The 20949-nt window shown below is 53.0% G+C and carries 17 protein-coding genes; 15 read left to right on the top strand and 2 right to left on the bottom strand.

Going from position 1 to position 20949, the window contains the following annotated elements; translation table 11 throughout:
• The first annotated feature begins 610 nt into the window (after positions 1 to 610).
• The 14 genes from hexA (at position 611) to nuoN (ending at position 17119) form a co-directional block, all read left to right on the top strand.
• On the top strand, positions 611 to 1522 hold the full coding sequence (gene hexA / locus GN208_RS09065) for a transcriptional regulator HexA (protein ID WP_004235149.1): 912 nt from the start codon (positions 611 to 613) through the stop codon (positions 1520 to 1522).
• Positions 1523 to 2200: 678 nt separating this feature from the next.
• Entirely contained in the window at positions 2201 to 2647 is a 447-nt protein-coding gene (locus tag GN208_RS09070; RefSeq protein ID WP_004235150.1) for an NADH-quinone oxidoreductase subunit A, read from the top strand.
• Between the two features lie 18 nt (positions 2648 to 2665).
• Positions 2666 to 3340: an NADH-quinone oxidoreductase subunit B gene (locus GN208_RS09075; RefSeq protein ID WP_004235152.1), complete on the top strand. Its 675-nt coding sequence runs from the start codon at positions 2666 to 2668 to the stop codon at positions 3338 to 3340.
• A gap of 78 nt (positions 3341 to 3418) precedes the next feature.
• Positions 3419 to 5215, top strand: coding sequence for an NADH-quinone oxidoreductase subunit C/D (gene nuoC / locus GN208_RS09080; RefSeq protein WP_048884237.1), 1797 nt, complete (start codon positions 3419 to 3421; stop codon positions 5213 to 5215).
• A gap of 2 nt (positions 5216 to 5217) precedes the next feature.
• Positions 5218 to 5766 (top strand): NADH-quinone oxidoreductase subunit NuoE, encoded by a 549-nt coding sequence (gene nuoE, locus GN208_RS09085; RefSeq protein ID WP_004235157.1) that lies wholly within the window; start codon positions 5218 to 5220, stop codon positions 5764 to 5766.
• A complete protein-coding gene (nuoF, locus tag GN208_RS09090) occupies positions 5763 to 7115 on the top strand; it encodes an NADH-quinone oxidoreductase subunit NuoF (protein ID WP_004239866.1) in 1353 nt (450 codons plus the stop codon). The genes nuoE and nuoF overlap by 4 nt, the downstream gene beginning before the upstream one ends.
• Before the next feature lie 49 nt (positions 7116 to 7164).
• Positions 7165 to 9897 carry an NADH-quinone oxidoreductase subunit NuoG gene (gene nuoG / locus GN208_RS09095; RefSeq protein WP_046024470.1) on the top strand — a complete coding sequence of 911 codons (2733 nt, stop codon included), beginning with the start codon at positions 7165 to 7167 and terminating at the stop codon, positions 9895 to 9897.
• Positions 9894 to 10871 (top strand): NADH-quinone oxidoreductase subunit NuoH, encoded by a 978-nt coding sequence (gene nuoH / locus GN208_RS09100; protein ID WP_004235162.1) that lies wholly within the window; start codon positions 9894 to 9896, stop codon positions 10869 to 10871. The genes nuoG and nuoH overlap by 4 nt, the downstream gene beginning before the upstream one ends.
• Positions 10872 to 10885: 14 nt before the next feature.
• Positions 10886 to 11428, top strand: coding sequence for an NADH-quinone oxidoreductase subunit NuoI (gene nuoI / locus GN208_RS09105; RefSeq protein ID WP_004235164.1), 543 nt, complete (start codon positions 10886 to 10888; stop codon positions 11426 to 11428).
• 13 nt (positions 11429 to 11441) lie between these two features.
• The gene (gene nuoJ, locus GN208_RS09110) at positions 11442 to 11978 is read left to right on the top strand and encodes an NADH-quinone oxidoreductase subunit J (protein WP_243828342.1); all 537 of its coding nucleotides are present in this window, start codon (positions 11442 to 11444) and stop codon (positions 11976 to 11978) included.
• The gene (gene nuoK, locus GN208_RS09115) at positions 11975 to 12277 is read left to right on the top strand and encodes an NADH-quinone oxidoreductase subunit NuoK (protein WP_004235168.1); all 303 of its coding nucleotides are present in this window, start codon (positions 11975 to 11977) and stop codon (positions 12275 to 12277) included. Before nuoJ ends, nuoK begins: the two co-directional genes overlap by 4 nt.
• The gene (nuoL, locus tag GN208_RS09120) at positions 12274 to 14115 is read left to right on the top strand and encodes an NADH-quinone oxidoreductase subunit L (protein ID WP_004235169.1); all 1842 of its coding nucleotides are present in this window, start codon (positions 12274 to 12276) and stop codon (positions 14113 to 14115) included. The genes nuoK and nuoL overlap by 4 nt, the downstream gene beginning before the upstream one ends.
• Positions 14116 to 14134: 19 nt before the next feature.
• Positions 14135 to 15655, top strand: a complete 1521-nt coding sequence (nuoM, locus tag GN208_RS09125; protein ID WP_004235171.1) for an NADH-quinone oxidoreductase subunit M — start codon at positions 14135 to 14137, stop codon at positions 15653 to 15655.
• A 6-nt stretch (positions 15656 to 15661) separates the two neighbouring features.
• Entirely contained in the window at positions 15662 to 17119 is a 1458-nt protein-coding gene (gene nuoN, locus GN208_RS09130) for an NADH-quinone oxidoreductase subunit NuoN (protein ID WP_004235172.1), read from the top strand.
• Between the two features lie 43 nt (positions 17120 to 17162).
• Here nuoN and GN208_RS09135 read toward each other — a convergent pair whose 3' ends face one another.
• Together GN208_RS09135 and GN208_RS09140 are read right to left on the bottom strand one after the other, a co-directional pair.
• Positions 17163 to 18149: an alpha-xenorhabdolysin family binary toxin subunit B gene (locus GN208_RS09135; protein ID WP_032098405.1), complete on the bottom strand. Its 987-nt coding sequence runs from the start codon at positions 18147 to 18149 to the stop codon at positions 17163 to 17165.
• A gap of 14 nt (positions 18150 to 18163) precedes the next feature.
• Entirely contained in the window at positions 18164 to 19363 is a 1200-nt protein-coding gene (locus GN208_RS09140) for an alpha-xenorhabdolysin family binary toxin subunit A (RefSeq protein WP_096875174.1), read from the bottom strand.
• A 184-nt stretch (positions 19364 to 19547) separates the two neighbouring features.
• Here GN208_RS09140 and GN208_RS09145 point away from each other — a divergent pair, with 184 nt between their 5' ends.
• The gene (locus GN208_RS09145; RefSeq protein ID WP_015422778.1) at positions 19548 to 20879 is read left to right on the top strand and encodes an isochorismate synthase; all 1332 of its coding nucleotides are present in this window, start codon (positions 19548 to 19550) and stop codon (positions 20877 to 20879) included.
• Positions 20880 to 20949 lie beyond the last annotated feature (70 nt).

Consider the following 20949-nt stretch of genomic DNA (forward strand, 5'->3'; position numbering starts at 1 on the left):
GGAAAGGATCGGGAGTGCCGGTTAATCATTGATATGGCGGAGTATAATGCCTGATATTGTGATTAATTCAGAGCTTACAACTGGTAGGAGGAGGGGGTATTGAGTTTTGTAAAGTTATCTATCGGAAGATCATAATTGGTAAAGTAATACAGTGTTTTTACTAAATAGTCAGCAGTTGTTGAAATTGTATAATCTTTTCTTATATATTAAACCCTGATGCTGGTAATTATTAGTAGTATAACTAATAGGATTTTACGGCATAATGTGGTTTTCAGAGTATTTGACCTTAAAGTTGCAGAATAATCGGGTTTATATTGCAGCAAGGCTTATTGGCAGCATGCATTTTCGTCAGTTACAAATTGTCTTATTTCGTAATATTCGGAAAACAGTGTTGTAAGATACGAAAAATTTGTGTGTTTGTATAGCAGGTCTGCTGTTTTAGTATGCAGCATTACATAATGGAGTTACTCACAGTTACGTATTTTTGTTAGTGTTAGTTATGTTTTACTCTACCCTGATGTATAGGGTAATGTCTTCGTTGGCGAAGCAATTTTTCACGCCAATAAACACCAGGTAGTTATTAAAAATCAAAATTAGTGAAGAAAAAACAATGATAAATTCAAACCGTCCAGTGTTAAACCTGGATCTCGATCTGCTGCGGACGTTCGTGGCAGTCGCGGATCTGAACACCTTCGCAGCGGCAGCTGCGGCAGTATGCCGCACCCAGTCTGCCGTCAGTCAGCAAATGCAGCGTCTCGAGCAGCTTGTCGGGCGCGAACTGTTTGCGCGTCATGGTCGTAACAAATTACTGACCGACCATGGGTTACAACTGTTAGGTTACGCCCGTCAGATCCTGCGGGCAAATGATGATGCCACCGCATCACTGGCATACAACGACGCAGAAGGGGAGTTACGCATCGGTGCATCCGATGATTCCGTTGACTCACTGCTGCCTTTCTTACTCAACCGTATTGCATCGGTATACCCGCGTATGGCAGTTGATGTCCGCATCAAACGCAGCCAGTACATTGAAGGTATGCTGGATAATCACGAGATTGACCTGGCGCTGACCACTGCGCGTATTGCCCATCACCCGCGTACTGCTTTGCGTACCGCGCCGGTGCTGTGGCACTGTGCGCCGGATTTCCAGTTACAGCCTAATGAGCCGATTCCGCTGGTGGTGATGGACGAAACCAACCCGTTCCGTCATCTCGCGGCTGAAACCCTGGATGAGGCAGGGGTGCAGTGGCGGATTGCTTACGAGGCGGCATCACTTTCTGCTGTCCGCGCAGCAGTGAATGCCGAAGTCGGGATCACAGCCCGTCCGCTGGAAATGCAGAATGCCGACCTGCGTATTCTGAGCGTCAGCGAAGGGCTGCCGCGTCTGCCGGAAATTCAGTACTGGTTATACCGCAACAGTGACGAGCAGAGCGAGTCAGTGCTGACGGTGTATCAGGCCATTGAAAACAAGAAGACACCGTATACTGTCACACCGGTTGACGATGACAAAACAGCGGAGTAACGCTGTCATAATCTGACGCCTGACTGACATAATTTGTGACAGTCAGACACACAGCCGGGGGATCATTTCCCCCGGCTTTTTTGTATCCTCTCCCCCTTACGCGGAAATATCATATAAATGTTAACAGCATCACGCCGTGTTCAGGTTTTTGATGCCGTTTTAAGCGCCGCATCGCAGTTTTGTTTACTTGTTTGTTACAATGTTAACAAAACGCATGTTCTGTGATTGCCAAAATTAACAGTGCTCATTACATTGCAATAAAACTTTGTTAAAAACCTGACCTGTTTTCTCAGGTTTTAAGAAATGGTTATGAATTAATCATTTGTTAAATAATTTTCAGCCAAACTGTGATTGAGATCAAAAATATTGCCCCTGTTTGCCGATGGAAAGACAGGTTTTTCCTGAGATAATGGGTTAGTAAAAGCGATGTATCCGTTAATATAATAAAGTTAATTTTCAATTTAGTTACTTACTGACACGTTTTAGCGATAAAGTCGCACAACGGGTTAATCTTAAGTTGACGGTTTGTAACAAAATTGGGAAGAGCGGGGAACAATCCGGGTTACCGGCTTTCTCATCACGATAAGTGTTGTATCCGCCACTGAGTTGTTCCTCTCGTGTGTCGCTGTGGTGCTGTATGCAGGTACGGCAGGCAACACCACCTTTAATGAGTAAGCAATGAGTATGTCAACAGCCACTGAAGTTCTGGCCCATAACTGGGCATTTGCCATCTATCTTTTAGGTGCTCTCGGGTTATGTGCATTTATGTTGCTGGGCGCCCGTTATCTCGGGGGCCGTGCAAAAGCACGCGCCAAACATCTCCCTTACGAATCAGGTATTGACTCGGTCGGCAGCGCACGTCTGCGGATGTCTGCAAAGTTCTACCTGGTTGCCATGTTTTTCGTGATTTTCGATGTTGAAGCCTTATACCTTTTCGCCTGGTCTGTTTCGGTCAGAGAATCGGGCTGGATAGGGTTCACCGAAGCCGCGATCTTTATTCTGGTGTTATTGGCAGGTCTTTTCTATCTGGCACGTATCGGCGCGCTGGACTGGACTCCTGCACGTTCGCGCCGCGAGGTGAAACACCCGAGCGTTGTGAACAAAATCAATAACAATCAACCGTAGTCAATAGTGAGGCACAAGATGGATTATACGCTCACCCGCATCGATCCAAACGGTGAGAATGACCGTTATCCCCTGCAAAAACAAGAGGTTGTTAGTGACCCGCTTGAGCAGCACGTTCACCGCAGCGTGTATATGGGGAAACTCGAGCATGCATTACACGATATGGTTAACTGGGGCCGTAAAAACTCCCTGTGGCCGTATAACTTCGGTCTTTCCTGCTGTTATGTAGAGATGGTGACCTCCTTTACGGCGGTGCACGACGTTGCCCGTTTCGGTGCGGAAGTGCTGCGTGCCTCCCCGCGTCAGGCGGATTTTATGGTTGTGGCCGGAACCTGCTTTACCAAAATGGCCCCGGTTATTCAGCGCCTGTATGACCAGATGCTGGAACCGAAATGGGTTATCTCCATGGGCTCCTGTGCCAACTCCGGCGGTATGTATGACATTTACTCTGTCGTGCAGGGCGTGGATAAATTCATTCCGGTGGATGTGTATATCCCGGGCTGCCCGCCGCGTCCTGAAGCCTATATGCAGGCGCTGATGCTGTTACAGGAATCTATCGGAAAAGAGCGCCGCCCGCTGTCGTGGGTGGTGGGTGATCAGGGCGTTTACCGCGCCAATATGCAGTCAGAAAAAGAACGAAAACGCGGTGAACGGATTGCAGTGACCAACCTGCGCTCCCCGGACGAAATTTAAGGCTTTCGGGCCACCGGGCGCAATATTTGCAATGTGTTGCGTCCATTGAACCCTGAACAACTGTTGTGGTGAAGAATGATGACAGAAAGTAATACGCAGACCGCACAGCGTCCCGCGTGGCAGACTCACGATTACCTGGATGATCCGGTAATTGAGGAGCTGCGCCGTAAGTTCGGTCCTGACGCATTTACGGTTCAGCCGACACGTACCGGGATGCCGGTCGTCTGGGTGAAGCGTGAGCAGCTTCTGGAAGTGATGTTTTACCTTAAGTCGCTGCCGAAACCGTATGTGATGCTGTTCGATCTGCACGGGACGGATGAGCGCCAGCGCACCCATCGCGAAGGTCTGCCTGCGGCGGACTATTCCGTGTTTTATCACCTGATTTCCATTGAGCGTAACCGCGATATCATGCTCAAGGTGGCGCTGAGTGAAAACGATCTGCATGTGCCGACGGTGATTTCCGCATTCCCGAATGCAAACTGGTATGAGCGCGAAACCTGGGAAATGTTCGGTATCATTATCGACGGACACCCGAATCTGCGCCGTATTATGATGCCGCCGACATGGGAAGGGCATCCGCTGCGTAAAGATTACCCGGCGCGGGCAACGGAATTTGATCCGTTTGTCCTGACCAAACAGAAAGAAGATCTGGAAATGGAGGCGCTGACCTTCAAACCGGAAGAGTGGGGCATGAAACGCGGCAACGAGAACGAGGACTTTATGTTCCTGAACCTCGGCCCGAACCACCCGTCTTCTCACGGTGCTTTCCGTATCATCCTTCAGCTTGACGGTGAAGAGATTGTCGATTGTGTGCCGGATATCGGCTACCACCACCGTGGTGCGGAAAAAATGGGCGAGCGCCAGTCCTGGCACAGCTACATTCCGTACACTGACCGTATCGAATACCTCGGCGGCTGCGTCAACGAGATGCCGTATGTGCTGGCGGTGGAAAAACTGGCGGGGATTGAAGTTCCGGCACGTGTGGATGTGATCCGCGTGATGCTGTCAGAACTGTTCCGTATTAACAGTCACCTGCTGTATATCAGTACATTTATTCAGGATACCGGGGCGATGACGCCGGTCTTCTTTGCCTTTACCGATCGCCAGAAAGTTTATGATGTGGTGGAAGCCATTACCGGTTTCCGTATGCATCCGGCCTGGTTCCGTATCGGCGGCGTGGCACACGATCTGCCGAAAGGCTGGGATCGCCTGCTGCGTGATTTCCTCGACTGGATGCCGAAACGTCTGGAATCCTATGTCACTGCCGCACTGAAAAACTCCATCCTCAAAGGCCGTTCCGTCGGTGTGGCCGCTTACAACGCGAAAGAAGCCCTCGACTGGGGTGTGACCGGTGCCGGTCTGCGTGCCACCGGGATCGATTTCGACGTGCGTAAATGGCGTCCGTATTCCGGCTATGAGAATTTCGATTTTGAAGTGCCTGTTGCCGCCAACGGCGACTGCTATGACCGCGTGATGCTGAAAGTGGAAGAAGTGCGTCAGAGTCTGCGCATTCTGGAACAGTGCCTGAAAAACATGCCGGAAGGGCCGTTCAAGGCGGATCACCCGCTGACCACGCCGCCGCCGAAAGAGCGCACGTTACAGCACATTGAAACCATGATTAACCACTTCCTCCAGGTGTCATGGGGTCCGGTGATGCCGGCTCAGGAATCTTTCCAGATGATTGAGGCCACGAAAGGGATTAACAGTTACTACCTGACCAGTGACGGCAGCACCATGAGTTACCGTACCCGAATCCGTACACCAAGTTATGCCCATCTGCAGCAGATCCCGTCGGTGATCAGCGGCAGCCTGGTCTCTGACCTGATTGTGTACCTCGGAAGTATCGATTTCGTAATGTCGGATGTGGATCGCTGATTATGCAAGAACTGAACCCTGAAGCAAAAAAAGCACTGCAAGGCGCAGTGAATGCGGCGCAGCCAGCCGGAAAACAACCTGATTTTGTGCTGAGTGACGAAGAGCGCGCCGAAATCGAAGCGGAAAAACACCATTACGAAGATCCGCGTGCCGCCTCTATCGAAGCGCTGAAAATTGTGCAGAAGCACCGTGGCTGGGTTGAAGACGGCGCAATTTACGCCATCAGCGATGTGCTGGGCATTCCGGCGAGTGATGTGGAAGGTGTGGCGACATTCTACAGCCAGATCTACCGTCAGCCGGTCGGCCGTCATGTGATCCGTTACTGTGACAGCGTGGTGTGCCACATCACCGGTTACCAGGGGATCAAGGCCGCACTCGAGCGCAAACTGAATATTCAGCCGGGACAGACAACCGCCGACGGCCGCTTTACGCTGCTGCCGACCTGCTGCCTCGGAAACTGTGACAAAGGGCCGACCATGATGGTTGATGAAGATACCCACAGTCACGTTACGCCTGAAGCCATTGAAACGTTACTGGAGCAGTATCCATGACAGTGAAAACGGTTTGCCGTACTGCGGAAACGCATCCTCTCACCTGGCGGTTGCGCGACGACCATCAGCCGGTGTGGCTGGATGAATACCGCAGCAAAAACGGTTATGCGGGGGCGGAACGCGCCCTGAAAGGCATGGCACCGGATGAGATCACCAGTCTTGTCAAAGACGCGGGTCTGAAGGGCCGCGGCGGTGCGGGGTTCTCCACGGGTCTGAAGTGGAGCCTGATGCCGAAAGACGAGAGCATGAATATCCGTTACCTGCTGTGTAACGCCGACGAAATGGAACCGGGTACCTACAAAGACCGGCTCCTGATGGAACAACTGCCGCACCTGCTGGTGGAAGGGATGCTGATCAGCGCCTTCGCCCTGAAAGCATACCGGGGCTATATTTTCCTGCGCGGCGAGTACATTGAGGCAGCGAAACATCTGCGTCATGCCATTGAAGAAGCGAAAGCCGCCGGTCTGCTGGGGAAAAATATCCTCGGCAGCGGGTTTGATTTTGAGCTGTTTGTGCACACCGGTGCCGGGCGTTATATCTGCGGGGAAGAAACCGCACTGATTAACTCCCTGGAAGGCCGCCGCGCCAATCCGCGCTCCAAACCGCCGTTCCCGGCCAGTTCCGGGGTCTGGGGTAAACCGACCTGTGTCAACAACGTCGAAACCCTATGTAACGTACCGGCGATTCTGGCACACGGCAAAGAGTGGTATATCGGTCTGAGTGAAGGTAAAAGCACCGATGCCGGTACCAAACTGATGGGCTTTTCCGGCCGCGTGAAAAATCCGGGTGTCTGGGAACTGCCGTTCGGCACCACCGCCCGTGAAATCCTCGAGGATTACGCCGGGGGCATGCGCGACGGACTGACTTTAAAAGCCTGGCAGCCGGGTGGTGCGGGAACCGACTTTCTGACACAGGATCACCTTGATTTACCGATGGATTTTGAGCACATCGGCAAAGCGGGCAGCCGTCTGGGAACGGCGCTGGCAATGGCGGTGGACAATGAAATCAACATGGTGTCACTGACCCGTAACCTCGAAGAGTTTTTCGCCCGTGAATCCTGCGGCTGGTGTACACCGTGCCGTGACGGACTGCCGTGGAGCGTGAAAATTCTGCGCGCAATAGAAAAAGGGGAAGGCCAGCCGGGAGACATTGAGACATTAGAGCAATTATGTCGTTTCCTGGGACCGGGTAAAACCTTCTGCGCACACGCGCCGGGCGCGGTAGAGCCGTTACAGAGTGCGATCAAATATTTCCGTGATGAATTTGAAGCGGGGATCGTACAGCCGGTTTACGGCAACGTGCAGACCATTGCCGGGATCCAGCCGAACCTGCTGAAGCAGCGCTGGTGATCCCTTACGGATTTTCGTTTAACGCCTGCATAGCAGGCCTTTTGGAAGCATGCTGACTATGGCTACAATACATGTAGACGGCAAAGAATATGAAGTCGACGGCGCGGATAACCTGCTGCATGCCTGTCTTTCGCTCGGACTTGATATTCCGTATTTTTGCTGGCATCCGGCGCTGGGAAGCGTCGGCGCTTGCCGCCAGTGTGCGGTAAAGCAATATCAGAATGCCGATGACACCCGTGGTCGTCTGGTAATGTCATGTATGACACCGGCACAGGACGGCACCTTTATCTCGATTGATGATGAAGAAGCCAAAAAGTTCCGGGAAAGTGTGGTGGAGTGGCTGATGACCAACCACCCGCACGATTGTCCTGTCTGTGAGGAGGGCGGTAACTGCCATCTTCAGGATATGACCGTCATGACCGGGCATTCAGTGCGCAAATACCGCTTCACAAAACGTACTCATCAGAATCAGGAGCTGGGGCCGTTTGTTGCACATGAAATGAACCGCTGTATCGCCTGTTACCGTTGTGTCCGTTACTACAAAGATTATGCGGACGGTACGGATTTCGGGGTTTACGGCGCACACGACAACGTGTACTTCGGGCGCCCGGAAAGCGGCACGCTGGAAAGTGAATTCTCCGGTAACCTGGTGGAAATTTGTCCGACCGGGGTCTTTACCGACAAAACCCACTCTGAACGTTATAACCGCAAATGGGATATGCAGTTTGCACCGAGCGTCTGCCAGCAGTGCAGCGTCGGCTGTAACATCAGCCCGGGTGAGCGTTACGGCGAACTGCGCCGTATCGAAAACCGTTATAACGGTACCATCAACCATTACTTCCTCTGCGACAAAGGCCGCTTCGGTTACGGTTATGTCAACCGTGATGACCGTCCGCGTCAGCCGCAGCAGCGCCGTGGTGATGACTGGCTTACTATCAATGCGGAGCAGGCGGAACGCGCGGCGGCAGATATGCTGTATCACGCGAAACGCACCATCGGTATCGGTTCGCCGCGTGCCAGTGTGGAAAGCAACTTTGCACTGCGTGAACTGGTCGGGGCGGAAAACTTCTTCAGCGGCCTGTCAGCCGGTGAACAGCACCGTCTGGAAATGATGCTGGAAATCTTACAGCAGGGCGGTATCTACACCCCGTCACTGCGTGAGATGGAAAACTATGATGCCGTGCTGGTGCTGGGTGAAGATCTGACTCAAACCGCTGCCCGTGTGGCACTCTCTGTCCGTCAGGCCGTGAAGGGCAAAGCCCGCGAAATGGCCGCAGCACAGAAAGTGGCGGACTGGCAGATTGCCGCTATCCAGAATATCGGTCAGCGTGCGAAATACCCGCTGTTTGTCACGGCGGTGGATACCACCCGTCTGGCAGATGTGGCGGCACTGCACTACAACGCGCCGGTGGATGACCAGGCGCGTCTGGGCTTTGCTGTTGCTAATATCATTGATAACACCGCGCCGGCAGTCACGGATTTACCTGCGGATGTGAAAGCACAGGCTGAAATGATTGCACAGGCGCTGAACGGTGCGAAAAAACCGCTGATTATCAGCGGCAGCAATCCGGGCAGTGATGCACTGATTCAGGCTGCGGCAAACGTGGCCTGGGCACTGAAAGATAAAGGCATTGATGCCGGGCTGACCTTTGTCGGCGCGGAAGCCAACAGCTTTGGTGCCGCGATGACAGAAGCGCAGCCGCTGGATAAAGCACTGGCTCTGCTGGCAGACGGCAGCGCGGATACCGTGGTGGTGATGGAAAACGACCTTTACCGCCATGCGGATAAAGCCGCTGTTGACCGTGCGCTGGATGCAGCAGCAAATGTGATTGTGCTGGATCATCAGCGCACTGACATTATGGATAAGGCTTCGCTGATCCTCTCCGCCAGCAGTTTTGCGGAAAGTGACGGTACACTCATCAACCACGAAGGCCGCGCACAGCGCTTCTTCCAGGTCTATGAGCCATCCTTCTACGACAAATCCATCATTATGCATGAAAGCTGGCGCTGGCTGACTGCCCTGTACAATGACCTCAATGAAAACACCCGTGACTGGTCACAGCTGGATCATGTGATTGATGCCTGCATTGAACAGATGCCGCACCTGGCCGGGATCAAAGATGCCGCACCGGATGCTGCATTCCGTATCCGCGGACAGAAACTGGCCCGTGAGCCGCACCGCTACAGCGGGCGTACCGCGATGCTGGCGAATGTCAGTGTGCACGAGCAGCGTCAGCCGCAGGACAAAGACACGGCGTTTGCCTTCTCGATGGAAGGGAACAACAGCCCGTCAGCACCGCGTCAGCAAATTCCGTTTGCCTGGGCGCCGGGCTGGAACTCACCGCAGGCATGGAACAAATTCCAGGCGGAAGTGGGTGGTCATCTGCGTTTCGGTGATCCGGGTGTGCGTCTGTTCAGCGAAAAAGACGGCGGTATGGATTACTTCAGTACCATTCCGGCGGCATTTGCGCCGCAGCAGAATGTCTGGACGGTTGCGCCGTATTATCACCTGTTCGGCAGTGAGGAATTATCACAGCGGGCGCCGGTGATTCAGGAACGTATGACGGACAGCTATGTGATGTTAAATGCACAGGATGCACAGCAGCTGAATGTGGCGGAAGGTCAGATTCTGTCGGTACAACTGACTGACGGCGCACTGACACTGCCGGTACGTATCAGCACACAGCTGACAGCCGGGCAAATCGGTCTGCCGCTGGGTATGCCGGGCATTTCGCCGGTACTGGCGGGTGCGGTGGTTAATCTGCAGGAGGTGGCACAATGAGCAGCTGGTTTACACCTGAATTAATCGATGTGCTGATTAATGTTCTCAAAGCCGTTGTGATCCTGCTGGTGGTTGTAACCTGCGGTGCCTTTATGAGTTTCGGTGAACGCCGCCTGCTGGGGCTGTTCCAGAACCGCTACGGGCCGAACCGTGTGGGCTGGGGCGGGTCGCTCCAGCTGGTCGCGGACATGATCAAAATGTTCTTTAAAGAGGACTGGACACCGAAATTCGCTGACCGCTTTATCTTCACCCTGGCGCCGATGGTGGCATTCACCTCGCTGCTGCTGGCCTTTGCGATTGTACCGGTCAGCCCGGACTGGGTGGTGGCGGATCTCAATATCGGGATCCTGTTCTTCCTGATGCTGGCGGGACTGGCGGTATATGCTGTTCTGTTCGCGGGCTGGTCGAGTAACAACAAATACTCACTGCTCGGCGCAATGCGTGCCTCGGCGCAGACGGTCAGTTATGAAGTGTTCCTCGGACTCTCGGTTCTGGGTGTGGTGGCGCAGGCGGGTTCCTTTAACCTGCTGGATATCGTCAACTCGCAGAGCACAGTCTGGAACGTCATTCCGCAGATTTTCGGCTTTATCACCTTTGCGATTGCGGGCGTGGCAGTGTGTCACCGTCACCCGTTTGACCAGCCGGAAGCCGAGCAGGAACTGGCGGACGGTTATCACATTGAATATTCGGGGATGAAGTTCGGTCTGTTCTTCGTCGGGGAATATATCGGTATCGTGACAGTTTCCGCCCTGATTGTGACGCTGTTCTTCGGGGGCTGGCACGGACCATTCCTGCCGCCGTTTGTCTGGTTTGCGCTGAAAACCGCTTTCTTTATGATGATGTTTATCCTGATCCGTGCGTCGCTGCCGCGACCGCGTTATGACCAGGTAATGTCATTCGGCTGGAAAGTGTGTCTGCCGCTGACACTGATAAACCTGCTGGTGACAGCAGCCGTGATCCTGATAGCTCAATAAGGGGTGATTGAACCATGACATTGAAAGAGTTAGTGGTTGGTTTCGCCACCCAGGTACGCAGTATTTGGATGATAGGGCTTCATGCCTTCCATAAACGCGAAACCCAGATGTACCCGGAAGAGCCGGTTTACCTGCCGCCGCGCTACCGCGGCCGGATTGTGCTGACGCGCGACCCGGACGGTGAGGAGCGCTGTGTCGCCTGTAACCTGTGCGCCGCGGTATGTCCGGTCGGCTGTATCTCTCTGCAGAAAGCAGAACATGAGGACGGCCGCTGGTATCCGGAATTTTTCCGCATCAACTTCTCACGCTGCATTTTCTGCGGATTATGCGAAGAAGCCTGCCCGACCACCGCAATCCAGCTGACGCCGGATTTCGAACTGGGTGAGTTTAAGCGCCAGGATCTGGTGTATGAAAAAGAAGATTTATTAATCTCCGGTCCGGGTAAATATCCTGACTATAACTTCTATCACAAAACCGGGATGGCGGTTGCGGGCAAAGCCAAAGGCGAAGCCGACAACGAAGCCAAGCCGATTGATGTGAAAAGTCTGCTGCCATAAGGGGAGAAAATCCATGGAAATTACCTTTTATGTCGCCGGACTGATCTCCATTCTGGCTACGCTGTGTGTGATCACACAGACCAATCCGGTGCATGCGCTGCTGTATCTGATCACCTCGCTGCTGGCACTCTCTGCGGTCTTCTTTGCTCTCGGCGCCTATTTCGCCGGGGCACTGGAGATTATCGTCTACGCAGGTGCCATCATGGTGCTGTTCGTGTTTGTGGTGATGATGCTCAACCTCGGGCGGGCGGTTGTCGACCAGGAACGCAAATGGCTGTCCCCGTCTGTCTGGATGGGGCCGGGCCTGCTCTCGGCAGTTCTGCTCGGCGTGATGATTTACGGCATCAGCTCTCTGAAAGATAACGGTATCGCCGGTGAGGTGGTTACCGCAAAACAGGTGGGTATCAGTCTGTTCGGCCCGTATGTTCTGGTGGTTGAACTGGCCTCCTTCCTGCTGCTGGCGGGTCTGGTGGTGGCATACCACATCGGGCGTGACGAAAAAGCGGGCGGCGATATTGTCAGTCAGCGCAACACGGAGGAAAAAGCATGATCCCTCTGCACCACGGATTAATTCTCGCGGCTGTGCTCTTCATCCTCGGTTTCACCTGTCTGGTGATCCGCCGCAATCTGCTGTTTATGCTGATTGGTCTGGAAGTGATGATTAACGCGGCGGCTCTGGCGTTTGTCGTCGGCGGCAGCTACTGGAACCAGCCGGACGGACAGGTGATGTATATCCTGGCCATCAGTCTGGCGGCGGCTGAAGCGAGTATCGGGCTGGCACTGTTGCTGCAATTGCATCGTCAGCGTCAGGATCTGGATATTGATAAAGTCAGTGAGATGCGCGGATGAACTTACTCTTTTTAACCATTTTGCTGCCGCTGATTGGCTTTCTGTTATTAGCCTTTTCACGCGGCCGCTGGTCAGAAAATGTGTCAGCCACCATCGGCACCGGTTCGGTGGGACTGGCGGCACTCACAGCGCTGTGGGCGGGGATGGATTTCTTCGCTAACGGCGGCGGGGTGTATCAGCAGACACTGTGGACATGGATGGATACCGCTTCCTTCTCCATCCCGGTTACCCTGGTGCTGGACGGCCTGTCGCTGACCATGCTGGGTGTGGTCACAGGTGTCGGTTTCCTGATCCACATGTATGCCTCCTGGTATATGCGCGGTGAAGAGGGCTATTCCCGCTTCTTCGCCTACACCAACCTGTTTATCGCCAGTATGGTGATTCTGGTGCTGGCCGATAATATGCTGCTGATGTACCTCGGCTGGGAAGGGGTGGGGCTGTGCAGTTATCTGCTGATCGGCTTCTATTACACCAACCCAGCCAACGGCGCAGCGGCAATGAAAGCCTTTATCGTCACCCGTATCGGTGATGTGTTCCTGGCGATCGGCATGTTTATCCTGTGGGATAAACTGGGCACCCTGAGCTTCCGTGAACTGGCGGTTCTGGCTCCGCAGCATATTGCGGCCGGTTCTGACCTGATTTTCTGGGCGACTCTGATGATCCTCGGCGGTGCGGTCGGTAAATCCGCGCAGTTACCACTCCAGACCTGGCTTGCGGACGCAATGGCCGGTCCGACACCGGTTTCGGCACTGATCCACGCCGCAACCATGGTAACCGCGGGTGTGTATCTGATTGCCCGTACCCATGAGCTGTTCCTGTTATCACCGGAAGTGCTGCATTTAGTCGGCGTGGTCGGTGCTGTCACCCTGGTGATGGCCGGTTTTGCCGCGCTGGTGCAGACGGATATCAAACGTGTTCTTGCCTACTCCACCATGAGCCAGATTGGTTATATGTTCCTGGCACTCGGTGTGCAGGCGTGGGATGCGGCGATTTTCCACCTGATGACCCATGCATTCTTCAAAGCCCTGTTATTCCTGGCCTCCGGCTCGGTGATCCTGGCCTGCCACCACGAGCAGAACATCTTTAAGATGGGCGGACTGCGGAAAAAAATTCCGTTTGTCTATCTCTGCTTCCTGGTGGGTGGTGCCGCACTGGCCGCACTGCCGCTCATCACCGCCGGTTTCTACAGTAAAGATGAAATCCTGTGGGGTGCGGTGGTTCAGGGTCAGAACCCACTGTTTATCGCCGGTCTGGTCGGTGCCTTTATGACATCGCTCTATACCTTCCGGATGATTTTCATCGTGTTCCACGGCAAAGAGCATACACAGGCGCATACGGTGAAAGGCTTTACCCATACTTTCCCGTTACTGGTGCTGATGGTGCTCTCCACTGCCGCCGGTGCCTTTATCCCGCAACCGCTGCACGGCGTGTTCCCGGCGGAAACCCTTACCGGTTCTGCTGACGGCAAACTGACTACCGAAATTATTTCCGGTGTGGTTGCTGTGGCGGGGATTGTGCTGGCCGCAATGCTCTGGCTGGGCCGTCGTACGCTGGTGACAGCGGTTGCGAATTCCGCGCCGGGACGCTTCTTCTCGGCCTGGTGGTTCCGCGCATGGGGCTTTGATGACCTGTATGATGCGATTTTTGTTAAGCCGTTTAAAGCGGTGGGCTGGTTGCTGCAGAGTGACCCGCTGAACAGCCTGATGAATCTGCCTGCGCTGTTTGCCCGCTGGAGTAACAAAGGACTGAGCCTGAGTGAAAACGGACAGGTCCGCTGGTATATCGCCTCTATGGGGCTGGGTGCAGTGCTGGTTCTCGCTCTGCTGTTTTTGGTTTAAATAAGGGACACATTGCGCCATGCTATTACCCTGGCTGATTTTACTTCCCTTCATCGGCGGCCTGCTGTGCTGGCAGGCTGAGCGCTTCGGCACAAAGCTGCCGCGCTGGATCGCGCTGCTGGCGATGGGGATCACGTTATTTCTTTCTCTGTATCTGTGGATGCAGGGGAACTACAGCTTAGTTAACCCGAAAGGTGTTCCGGACTGGCAGGAGCAGTATTTCCTGGAGTGGATCCCGCGTTTCGGCATCAATATTCATCTGGCTCTGGATGGTCTGTCGCTGCTGATGGTGGTGCTGACCGCGCTGCTCGGCCTGCTGGCTATCCTCTGTTCCTGGGGTGAAAACCAGCCGTATCAGGGCTTCTTCCATCTGAACCTGCTGTGGATCCTCGGCGGTGTGATGGGCGTGTTCCTGGCGATGGATCTTTTCCTGTTCTTCTTCTTCTGGGAAATGATGCTGGTGCCGATGTACTTCCTGATCGCACTGTGGGGACACAGTGGTTCCGACGGCAAAACCCGTATCGGGGCGGCAACCAAGTTCTTCATCTACACCCAGGCGAGTGGTCTGGTGATGCTGATTGCCATTATGGCACTGGCGATTGTTCATCATAACGCCACCGGCCAGTGGAGCTTCGCGTATGAAGATCTGCTGAACACGCCGATGAGTTACGGTGTGCAGTATATGCTGATGCTGGGCTTCTTTATCGCGTTTGCGGTCAAGATGCCGGTGGTTCCGCTGCACGGCTGGCTGCCGGATGCACACAGTCAGGCGCCGACAGCAGGTTCTGTCGACCTGGCGGGTATTCTGCTGAAAACCGCTGCTTATGGTCTGCTGCGTTTCAGTCTGCCGCTGTTCCCGGAAGCCTCTGCGGACTTCACACCAATCGCCATGTGGCTGGGTGTCGTCGGTATCTTCTACGGCGCGTGGATGGCGTTCAAACAGACGGATATCAAGCGTCTGATCGCCTACACCAGCGTGTCGCATATGGGCTTTGTGCTGATTGCGATTTACTCGGCGAGTATGCTGGCGTATCAGGGTGCGGTGGTGCAGATGATTGCACACGGTCTGTCGGCGGCGGGTCTGTTTATTCTGTGCGGTCAGTTATATGAGCGCCTCGGCACCCGTGATATGCGTCAGATGGGCGGTCTGTGGAAGCGGATTAAATTCCTGCCGGCACTGTCACTGTTCTTTGCGGTGGCAACGCTCGGGATGCCGGGTACGGGTAACTTCGTCGGTGAATTCATGATCCTGTTCGGCAGCTTCGGCAGCTACACCCTGATCACTGTGATTTCCTCTGCGGGTCTGGTGTTTGCTTCCGTTTACGCGCTGTGGATGATGCAGCAGGCGTATTACGGTGCACCGAAGTCTGAAGAGCCAATCGCGGGCATGAATCTGCGTGAATTTTCCATCGTGATGCTGCTGGTGGTCTTACTGGTGATTCTGGGTATTTACCCGCAGCCGGTGCTGGATACCTCGTCAGCGGCGATGGCAAACATTCAGCAGTGGTACACTGCTTCAATTTCAAATACAGGGTTGTAACGCGCCATGACAATAACTCCTCAACAACTGATCGCACTCTCACCACTGCTGATTATCGGGTTGACAGTGGTGGTTGTGATGCTGTCCATTGCGTGGCGACGCGATCACTTTATTAATGCCACACTGACCGTCGTTGGTCTGAACCTCGCGCTGCTGTCTCTGTACTTTGTCGGACAGCAGCCGGCGATGGATGTGACACCGCTGGTGCACATCGACGGCTACAGCATGTTTTACACCGGGCTTATCCTGATCTCGTCACTGGCCACCACGACCTTTGCGTATTCATGGCTGGAGACCTACCCGGATAACAAAGAAGAGTTCTATCTGCTGGTACTGATTGCCACACTCGGCGGCATCCTGCTGTCGGGCGCGGATCACCTGGCGTCCTTCTTTATCGGGATTGAACTGCTGACACTGCCGCTGTTCGGGCTGATCGGCTATGCCTTCCGCCAGAAGCGTTCGCTGGAAGCGTCCATCAAATATATGCTGATGTCAGCGGCGGCTTCGTCCTTCCTGCTGTTCGGGATGGCGCTGCTGTACGCGGAATCCGGTGACTTATCTTTTCAGGGCTTAGGCCGCAGCCTGGCGGACAGTCAGAGCCATCAGCCGCTGGTTCTGACCGGACTGGGGATGATGATTGTCGGTATCGGCTTTAAACTGTCCCTGTTCCCGTTCCAGTTATGGACACCGGATGTGTATCAGGGTGCTCCGGCACCGGTCTCCACCTTCCTGGCAACCGCCAGCAAGATCGGGATTTTCGCTGCGGTGCTGCGCCTGCTGGTACTCGCGCCGATGGCGGATTCCGGGACATTGCAGACCGTTCTGACGGTGATTGCGATTGCCTCAATCCTGTTCGGTAACCTGATGGCGATCACCCAGAACAGCATCAAGCGTATGCTGGGTTACTCTTCGATCGCACACCTCGGTTATCTGCTGGTGGCCTTTATCGCGGTGAATGACCCGAAACTGGCGGAAGAAACGGCCGGTATCTATCTGGCCGGTTATCTGTTTGCCAGCCTCGGTGCGTTCGGTGTGGTCAGTCTGATGTCCAGTCCGTACACCGGGCCGGATGCGGATTCCCTGCATGCCTATCGCGGCCTGTTCTGGCGTAAGCCGGTTCTGGCTGCGGTCATGACCGTAATGATGCTGTCACTGGCCGGGATCCCGATGACGTTCGGCTTTATCGGTAAGTTCTTCGTGGTGGCGACCGCCGTGAATGCGGAACTGTGGTGGCTGACAGCCGCTGTGGTACTCGGCAGTGCAATCGGTCTGTATTACTACCTGCGTATGATGATCAGCCTCTATATCCGCGGTTCGGAATCTCCGGCCCGTATGGCACCATCCAACTGGGCGATGAGTGCAGGCGGTATTGTGGTTCTGCTCTCCGCGATTATCGTGGTCGTGCTCGGTATCTGGCCGCAGCCGTTTATCACACTGACCGGATTCGCAGTTCTGAGTTACTGATATCTGTACTGAGAAAAACCGGGCTGATTTCAGCCCGGTTTTTTTATGCCATACCGATAAAGACCGAAAAATAGCGGCGGTGCGCCAGAATAAGGCTATCGAGCCCGGGAAGAGGGACATTCTGGCTTAAATAAGGCTCATACTGACTGACACTTTGCAGCCAGTGCAATAATACCGTACTGATCCGGTTGTTAAATTCCCGCAGCTCAGGCAGTAACACCTGCGCATTACTGACTTCCTGCATCTGATCCTGCATGTGTTTCAGGTCTTTTTTCAGATTACGGATAATTTTACTGAGATCATAGATCCGTTGACTGACTGTTGTTCTGGTATCGACCAGCTGAGCATAGCTCAGCCCCTCTGTCAGAGTATTTACTACAGCGGAAATAACACGCTGGAGTTCATTGAGAATAAATCGTTCGGAAGAGGACAACTCTACATCCTTCAGTTGTTCAGCGGTTGGCAGTGTGGTTGTACCGAAGATTGACTGAAATCCGCGCTGATGAATAATCTCTTCTGACTGAATAATTACAGCCAGTTTTTCCTCCCAATACAATTTATCACAGGTAAATTTTTCAATATCCGGCAGTGCCATGGTGATCGTTTTGTCCAGATAGGACTGCTGATGTAATAATCCGCCCTGCAGTAACGGGAGCGCGGTAGTATCATATTCAGTATTAAACTGAGTATTAATCGTATTCACAGAATGATAGATGGTATTAATCTGACTGAGCAAAAACCCGTAAATTTGTTTTTCATGAGGTAGTGAAAAAGAATTAGCTTCGGTATCCGAAGAGAGGGCATTAAATAGAACATCCGGATCTAAACTATGCAGCTGAGAATAAATGGTTGCGGATTCTGATGAAATAATATTCAGCATCCGTGTCTGCCATTTTTTAATATCACGGAGCTGAGCATGCAGATCAGCGGTAGGTAATGACAATGCTTCAATATTCTTACTGATATCATTAATTTTAGCTTTAATATGTGCCAGGGTAATGTTTTCAGGATTGATGTCAGAATATATCATAATAATCTCCTTCATTATGCTGCCAGATTAGCGGTATCAAAAATAGCGACGAGTTCTTTTGCATAGCCACGAACACGCTGCCAGGGAAGTGTGATTTTTTTCAGATGCAAAGAAAATTGTAAGAGGCTGTATGCATCATTTATCTGCATAAAGGTATTCAGGGATTCAGTAATTTCTGTCAGCATGACCTGCCACATGAAATCGAGATGATCGACGGCAACATGAACATCAGTAAAATAACCGTCCAGTGTGCTCAGTTCTTTATCCAGTCTGATAATCAGCTGTTGTATAGCTTGCCGGGAAATAACCTGTTCTTCCAGCTCTGCTACTTCTTCCAGTAATTTATTTTTACGGCGGCGTACCTGTTCGGCGCGGTAACCAAAAATACCCCCTGTGATAATCAGCCCGATAATACCGCCGACCAGACCGGAGAATGAGAGCTTCACAAACTGGCTGTACTCGCGCTTCAGAATTTCAATCTCTTCATTTCTGACCCGTATCTCAGACTGCAGTTCGCGGGTGGTGTCACCATCCCGGTTTTTTAATAATATTTTTTGTTTACGTTTGACTTCATAAATCAGAGACGGAATTTCATTCCCGGATTCATCTGTTCCGCCGGTTAATTCCAGCCGGAAGCGGGAAATGATATTTTTTACCTGCTGTGTTTTTTGCCGTTCTTCCGTAATATCGTCTTTCATGGCAGATAATATTTTTGTCAGTTCTCCGGAAATAACGTTGTCCTGCCTCCTGTAAGTGATATCTTTTAATTTATCCGCGGTTGCATCCTGTAATAAAACTTCAGCCCGGCGGATCACCGGCATTTCATTGATGGCATTCAGAATATAGTTACCGGTTGCCGTAATAGCGGCACCGGCAATTTCAAGATCAATCGCCTGTTGTTTTGTCATGGATTCAACATGCTCCCAGCTCAGAGCATGCTGATGAATATGGACAAATAAATGCTGAATATTATGAGGCTCAAAACCGGGCAGCTCTGTATCTCTGTATCCGATAAACTCAATAACATCTTCTGTTTCCCGGGGAAGGGTCATTCCGTAGTGAATATAACGTTTGATATGAACCAGATCATTATGTGTGAATATACCCGCAGGCCGGAAAGTATCGTCTTCTTCATTCAGAAGTAACTTTAACGTGGCGGGGGCAATTTCATCCGCTGTAATAATCCGGTCAACCGGCATGGTTTGTGTGTGCATAAATATCTCCCTGTAATGAGATACGTAACTCTGTGGTGAATGGGGCCGAAGCAGAATCGGTTTCCGCATTAATTGTTCAAAATGCACAACGGTGACAAGGATAAAAAAGAAGGATGGTTTTAATAATTTTTATCTCACCGTATAATCACAGAGACCCGCGCATTTTGCATATCCGGAGCAAGCAGTGACTCTTTTTTCTGATTTTATTTCTCAGGTCTGTACTGAAATAACGCATAACAAAAATAAACCCGATGGTATTTATCAGTACGCGGTGACTCTGTCGCCATTACTGGCAGCGGTATTACCCCCGTCAGCGCTGACCGGCTGGCTGAATGCGCAGACCTGCTGGCCGCAATTCTACTGGCAGCACCGCGACGATACAGAAACAGCGGCAGTGTGCGGGGAAGTGTGTCGCTTCACGCATATCAGTGATGCTCAGGCGCTGCTGGATACCTTACCGGCACAGAGTCAAATCCGGATCTGGGGGCTGAACAGCTGGCAGTTTGATACCCCGTCTCCGCCACAGGGTACCGGCGGCAGTTATCTGTTTGTTCCCCGTGCCGAACTGCGGATATCCGGCAGTGAAACACACTTTCTGGTCAATATTGACAGCCGCCGCCCGGCGGAAGAGACCACAGAATTTCTGCGTTCGCTGGTCTGGCAGACAGAAATTCCGGCATTGAACAGCACGGTTATCAGTGCGCGGCATCAGCCGGATGAAGCGGGCTGGACACAGCTGGTGACGGATGCGGTGACAGCCATTACCGGCGGAGAAATGGAAAAAGTAGTGACGGCCCGTAAAACCGCACTGGAACTCTCCGCGCCGGTCTCTCCGGCGGCATTTATGCAGGCCAGCTGTGACTGCAATCACCGCTGTTTTCACTATATGCTTGCCACCGGACCAAATACTGCGTTTGTGGCTTCACCGCCGGAACGCCTCTATTTCAGGGCCGGAGCTCAGTTGTATACCGAAGCGCTGGCGGGAACAGTGGCAAACTATCCGGAAGATGACCGCGCGGCACAAGCGGCGCAATGGCTTCTGGCTGATAAAAAGAATGTGCATGAAAACAGTGTGGTGGTTGATGATATTTGTCAGCGCCTGCAGGGGGCAGTCAGTGCGCTGGATGTGAGTGCAGCGGCGGTGATCCGCCTGCGCAAAGTGCAGCATCTTTACCGTGTTATTTCTGCCACGTTATATGCCCCCCGTGACAGTGATTGTTTACAGCGTCTGCAGCCGACGGCCGCCGTTGCCGGTCTGCCGCGCAGTGCCGCGCTGGCCTTTTTACGGGATAACGAACCGTTTGACCGTGACTGGTATGCGGGCAGCGGCGGTTATTGCAGCCCGTCCCGCAGTGAATTTGCGGTGTCGCTGCGCTGTGCGAAAATCAGCGGCAGCCGGGTGGATTTGTATGCCGGAGCAGGCATTGTTGCCGGTTCGGATCCGCAGGCAGAGTGGTGTGAAATTGAAAATAAAGCCGCGGGTCTGAGAACACTGCTGGAGAGCGACGCTCACTGATTGTGCAATTTTCTGCTTGCCGGGGCAGAAACCGTGAAATAATCCACCGGTTTATTGAACTACATTAAGG

It is taken from the genome of Morganella sp. HSTU-ASny43, assembly GCF_022819185.1.
Classification (GTDB): Bacteria; Pseudomonadota; Gammaproteobacteria; order Enterobacterales; family Enterobacteriaceae; genus Morganella; species Morganella morganii.

Coding starts and splice junctions, on each gene's coding strand:
- hexA (WP_004235149.1), top strand. CDS start 611: ATGATAAATTCAAACCGTCCAGTGTTAAACCTGGATCTCGATCTGCTG.
- GN208_RS09070 (WP_004235150.1), top strand. CDS start 2,201: ATGAGTATGTCAACAGCCACTGAAGTTCTGGCCCATAACTGGGCATTT.
- GN208_RS09075 (WP_004235152.1), top strand. CDS start 2,666: ATGGATTATACGCTCACCCGCATCGATCCAAACGGTGAGAATGACCGT.
- nuoC (WP_048884237.1), top strand. CDS start 3,419: ATGACAGAAAGTAATACGCAGACCGCACAGCGTCCCGCGTGGCAGACT.
- nuoE (WP_004235157.1), top strand. CDS start 5,218: ATGCAAGAACTGAACCCTGAAGCAAAAAAAGCACTGCAAGGCGCAGTG.
- nuoF (WP_004239866.1), top strand. CDS start 5,763: ATGACAGTGAAAACGGTTTGCCGTACTGCGGAAACGCATCCTCTCACC.
- nuoG (WP_046024470.1), top strand. CDS start 7,165: ATGCTGACTATGGCTACAATACATGTAGACGGCAAAGAATATGAAGTC.
- nuoH (WP_004235162.1), top strand. CDS start 9,894: ATGAGCAGCTGGTTTACACCTGAATTAATCGATGTGCTGATTAATGTT.
- nuoI (WP_004235164.1), top strand. CDS start 10,886: ATGACATTGAAAGAGTTAGTGGTTGGTTTCGCCACCCAGGTACGCAGT.
- nuoJ (WP_243828342.1), top strand. CDS start 11,442: ATGGAAATTACCTTTTATGTCGCCGGACTGATCTCCATTCTGGCTACG.
- nuoK (WP_004235168.1), top strand. CDS start 11,975: ATGATCCCTCTGCACCACGGATTAATTCTCGCGGCTGTGCTCTTCATC.
- nuoL (WP_004235169.1), top strand. CDS start 12,274: ATGAACTTACTCTTTTTAACCATTTTGCTGCCGCTGATTGGCTTTCTG.
- nuoM (WP_004235171.1), top strand. CDS start 14,135: ATGCTATTACCCTGGCTGATTTTACTTCCCTTCATCGGCGGCCTGCTG.
- nuoN (WP_004235172.1), top strand. CDS start 15,662: ATGACAATAACTCCTCAACAACTGATCGCACTCTCACCACTGCTGATT.
- GN208_RS09135 (WP_032098405.1), bottom strand. CDS start 18,149: ATGATATATTCTGACATCAATCCTGAAAACATTACCCTGGCACATATT.
- GN208_RS09140 (WP_096875174.1), bottom strand. CDS start 19,363: ATGCACACACAAACCATGCCGGTTGACCGGATTATTACAGCGGATGAA.